4 protein-coding genes are annotated in these 3965 nt (G+C 71.9%); 1 reads left to right on the top strand and 3 read right to left on the bottom strand.

What is annotated here, in order from left to right:
* Nucleotides 1-55 precede the first annotated feature (55 nt).
* Entirely contained in the window at nt 56-1135 is a 1080-nt protein-coding gene (locus G6018_RS11305; RefSeq protein WP_182639639.1) for a polyprenyl synthetase family protein, read from the bottom strand.
* A gap of 95 nt (nt 1136-1230) precedes the next feature.
* On the opposite strand from G6018_RS11305, the gene metF reads away from it, so the two are divergent.
* On the top strand, nt 1231-2208 hold the full coding sequence (metF, locus tag G6018_RS11310) for a methylenetetrahydrofolate reductase [NAD(P)H] (protein WP_182609692.1): 978 nt from the start codon (nt 1231-1233) through the stop codon (nt 2206-2208).
* Nucleotides 2209-2253: 45 nt separating this feature from the next.
* Here metF and G6018_RS11315 read toward each other — a convergent pair whose 3' ends face one another.
* The gene (locus tag G6018_RS11315) at nt 2254-2982 is read right to left on the bottom strand and encodes a DUF3153 domain-containing protein (RefSeq protein WP_182609691.1); all 729 of its coding nucleotides are present in this window, start codon (nt 2980-2982) and stop codon (nt 2254-2256) included.
* The coding region (locus G6018_RS11320) for an NAD(P)/FAD-dependent oxidoreductase (RefSeq protein WP_182639640.1) at nt 2979-3965 on the bottom strand (987 nt) is incomplete at its 5' end. The genes G6018_RS11320 and G6018_RS11315, both read right to left, overlap by 4 nt.

A 3965-nucleotide genomic window follows, 5' to 3' on the forward strand; every position in this document is an offset into this window, starting at 1 on the left:
GACGGATCCGACGAGGTGGGCGTGACGGCCCCCGGGGCCGGGCCCGGTGCCATCGTCACGCCCGACGACGGGTGGCGGCCTCGGCCAGGTCGCGCAGGGTGACCCGGCCGTGCTCGCTCACCGCGTCCGAACCGATCGCGTCCAGGGCCCGCACGGTCAGGGTGTCGATCTCCGCCTCGACGGAGGCGACCGCCCCCGAGTCCACGAGGATCCGGCGAGCCCGCTCGAGGTCGTCGGACTCGAGGTCGGTGCCCAGGACCGAGAGCAGGAAATCCGAGTCCCCGGTCGGTGCCAGGGCGGTCGCCCTGGCCAACAGGAGGGTGCGCTTGCCCTCACGGAGGTCGTCCCCGGACGGCTTGCCCGTGACCTCGGGGTCACCGAACACACCGAGCATGTCATCGCGGAGTTGGAAGGCCTGCCCCACGGCCACACCGAACTCGCGGAGCGCCGCGACGGTGTCGGCGCCGGCCCCGGCGAGCTCGGCACCGATGTGGAGCGGCCGCTCGACGGTGTACGCCGCGGTCTTGAACCGGTTGATCCGGGCCGGCGTCAGCTCGTCCGTCGCACCGGAGGATTCCGCGAGGATGTCGAGCATCTGACCCGAGAGCACCTCGGTCTTCATCGCGTACCAGGGCGCGAGCGCCCGGCCGAGTGCGGCCGGATCCGCGCCCGAGGTCACGAACATCTCGTCCGCCCAGGTCAGGGCCAGGTCTCCGACGAGGATCGCCTGCGAGACCCCGTACCGGGCGGGGTCCCCGGACCATCCCAGTCCCCGGTGGGCCGCCTCGATCGAGCGATGGACGGTGGGTCGGCCGCGACGGGTGTCGGAGGCGTCCACGATGTCGTCGTGGATGAGGGCGCACGCCTGGATCAGCTCGAGTGCCGCGCAGGCGGTGACGATCTCGTCCGGGACGACGGCGTCCGCCGGGTTCACCGCCGACCATCCCGCCAGGCCGAACCGGGGCCGCATCCGTTTGCCACCACTGAGGACGAAGTCCGCGAGCAGGCCCGCCAGGGTGTCGACCCGATCGTCGACCCCTGACACGACCCGGCGCCGTCCGTCGAGATGGCGGCGGAGGGCGCCGAGGATCCGCTCTCCGTCGTCTGGACGAGTCGCCGTGACCACGGTCACCATCCCTTCCGGGCGCCGCCGCCCGGCAGCCCTCGATACCGTGATCCTAGTCGCCGGGCGGAGGTCGGCACCGACGCGTGTCGGGCTACCCTGGTCCGGTGACCCAGCTACCCGACATCGACCCAGCGGGCGGCGACCGACACCCGAGCATCGTGGACCGGATCGCCTCGTCGAGCACCCCCAGGGTGCCCTTCTCCGTCGAGTTCTACCCACCCCGGGACGAGGCCGCGGAGGCACGTCTCTGGCGGGCCGCCTCCGTCTTCTCCGAACTGGGTGCGGCGTTCGTGTCCGTCACCTACGGGGCCGGCGGGTCCACCCGTGACCGGACGGTCAGGGTCGTCGAGAGGGTCGTCAGCGAGACCGACCTGGTGCCCATCGCCCACCTGACGGCCGTGGGGCACACGATCGCCGAACTGCGCGAGATGATCCAGATGTACGCCGACGTCGGTGTCACCAACATCCTCGCCCTCCGGGGGGACCCCCCCGGGGACCCGTTGGGTGACTGGACCCCGCACCCCGAGGGTCTGCACTACGCGGAGGAGCTCGTGCGACTGATCCACGAGGTCGGGGACTTCCACGTGGGTGTCGCGTCCTTCCCGGAGGGGCACTACCGGGCGCGGGACCTGGACCACGACACCGAGATCCTGCTCAACAAACTGCGCGCCGGCGCCGAGTACTCGATCACGCAGATGTTCTGGGACGTGGAACACTACCTGCGTCTCCGGGACCGTCTCGCGGTCGCGGACCCGGAGCAGGCGGCCAAGCCGATCATCCCCGGGCTCATGCCCGTGACGAGCCTCCGTCAGGTCCGCCGGATGGTGGAGCTGTCGGGGTGCGCCCTCCCGGACGGCCTGTCCGACCGGTTGCGCGCGGCGGCGGGTGACGGGCCAGAGGAGGACCGTGCCGCGGTCCGCGAGGTGGGGATCGAGTTCGCCACCGAACTCTGTGAGCGTCTGATCGGCGAGGGCGTGCCCTGCCTGCACTTCAACACCCTCAACTTCTCCCGTGCCACGCATGAGGTGTTGGCCAACCTGTCGATGGTCCCGTCCCCGGGGGTCGGGGCGACCAGGTCCTGACGCGGTGCTCCCGCGGTCCGTGCGCCCTACCGGCTCCCCGTGAGGTCAGCGTACGAGTCGGTCCGACCGGGCCCGCGAGGTCCGGGCGGCCAGGATCGTCCCGATCGACACCAGTAGAGAGGCGCCTATCCCGACGATCATCCACACCGCGAAACCGCGGGTCGCCGGATCCGGGTAGGACGAGGACGCCTGCATCCGGGTGATGGACCCCGGCGCCGGTGTCCAGCTCACGGAGTTACCCCCACCCAGCGTGCCGTTCGTCTCCCCGATGCGGTTGGGGAACGTGAGGTCCACCCGGGTGGACGCGGAATCCGCCCGGTCCGCCGGTATTCCGGAGAGGTCCACCGAGCCGGTGAAGGACACCGTGTCGCCGCTCCGGCGGAAACCCAGGGTGTACGGCCTCGCGCCCTCGACCTCGATGGCCAGCGAGAGCGCGTCGACCTCTGCGAAGGTCAACTGGGTGAAGTAGATCTCCCTGCCGGTGAAGCCGTCCGCGGAGTAGGCGGTGATCCGCACCTTCTGCTCGAGGCCGGACGGAGTGGACAGCCGGTCCAGGGCGGCCGCCTGTGCCGGCTGGTCGCCGGCGACCAGGATGCGACCCGAGACGGTGTCGTCCTTCCGCACACTCATCTGGGCGTTCAGCTGGAGACACCCGGTGAGGACGAACAGCATCGTCACCAGGGCGGTGACGCCCGTGATCCGGCGACGCGCGGGGGAGTGTGCGGCCGTCACGGGGCTGGTCGCGGTGGTGCTCGGTTCGATCACGGTCGTCATTGTGCCCGCGTGCGGCGCCGACGCCGCGTCGACGTGCCGAGTCGGCGACCGACGAGCCGCGCCACCGTCCTCCCGCTGGTGCCGATGACACCCCCGCCGGGATGGGTGGAGGCGCCCGCGAGGAACACGCCGTCGGCGCCGGGGACGGTGTGCCCGGCCAGATCCGGGTGGGGCCGCATGGGGAGCATCTGATCGAGCGACATCTCCACGTGCATCACGTTGCCGCCGATCAGGCCGAGTTCGGTCTCCAGGTCCTCCGGTGTCTGGACGTGACGGTGGACGATCGAGTCGGTGAGCCCGGGGGCGAACCGCTCCGCGGCCGCGATGATCCGGTCCGCCTCACCCGGACCCGCCTGTGACCAGGAGCGCCCGTCCGCCAGGTGCCGCGGGTGCCACTGCGACCACAGTGTCAGTTCGTGCCGACCCGCCGGCGCCAGCGAGGGGTCGAGCGAACTGAAGCTCATGGCGAGGACGGCGGGATCGGCGTCGAGCCCGCCGGCCGCGGCGACCCCGTACCGGTGGTCGAGTCGACGGCGGTCCGTCACCAGCAACTGCAGACCGTGCGCACTGGTGGTCGTGGGCACACCCGGGTACCGGGGCAGATCCGTCGTACCCAGCCGGACGACCATCCCCAGCCCGAACCCCGGACGGATCCTGCGGCGCCAGGCCTCGAGGCCCGCCGCGGGGAGTTCGTGGGCCAGGAGGTCCAGCGTGGTGTGGACGTGACAGGCCGCGACGACGGCCGAGCAGTGCAACGACGGGCCCCCCGCGGTATCCACCCGCCAACCGGCCCCCGAGCGGCGGATCGCCGTCGCTCCGGCACCCGCCGTGACCGATCCGCCGCCGGCCCGGACGGCGGAGACGAGAGCGTCGGCGAGAGCGCCCGACCCGCCGATCGCACGGCCGGGAGGGGTCTGGTGCATGAGCGCGGCGAAGCCGATCATCGGCGCGGTGCCGGGATGGGACATCGGCGGCCCGGACTG

Source organism: Dietzia sp. DQ11-44, assembly GCF_014145205.1.
Lineage (GTDB): Bacteria > Actinomycetota > Actinomycetes > Mycobacteriales > Mycobacteriaceae > Dietzia > Dietzia natronolimnaea.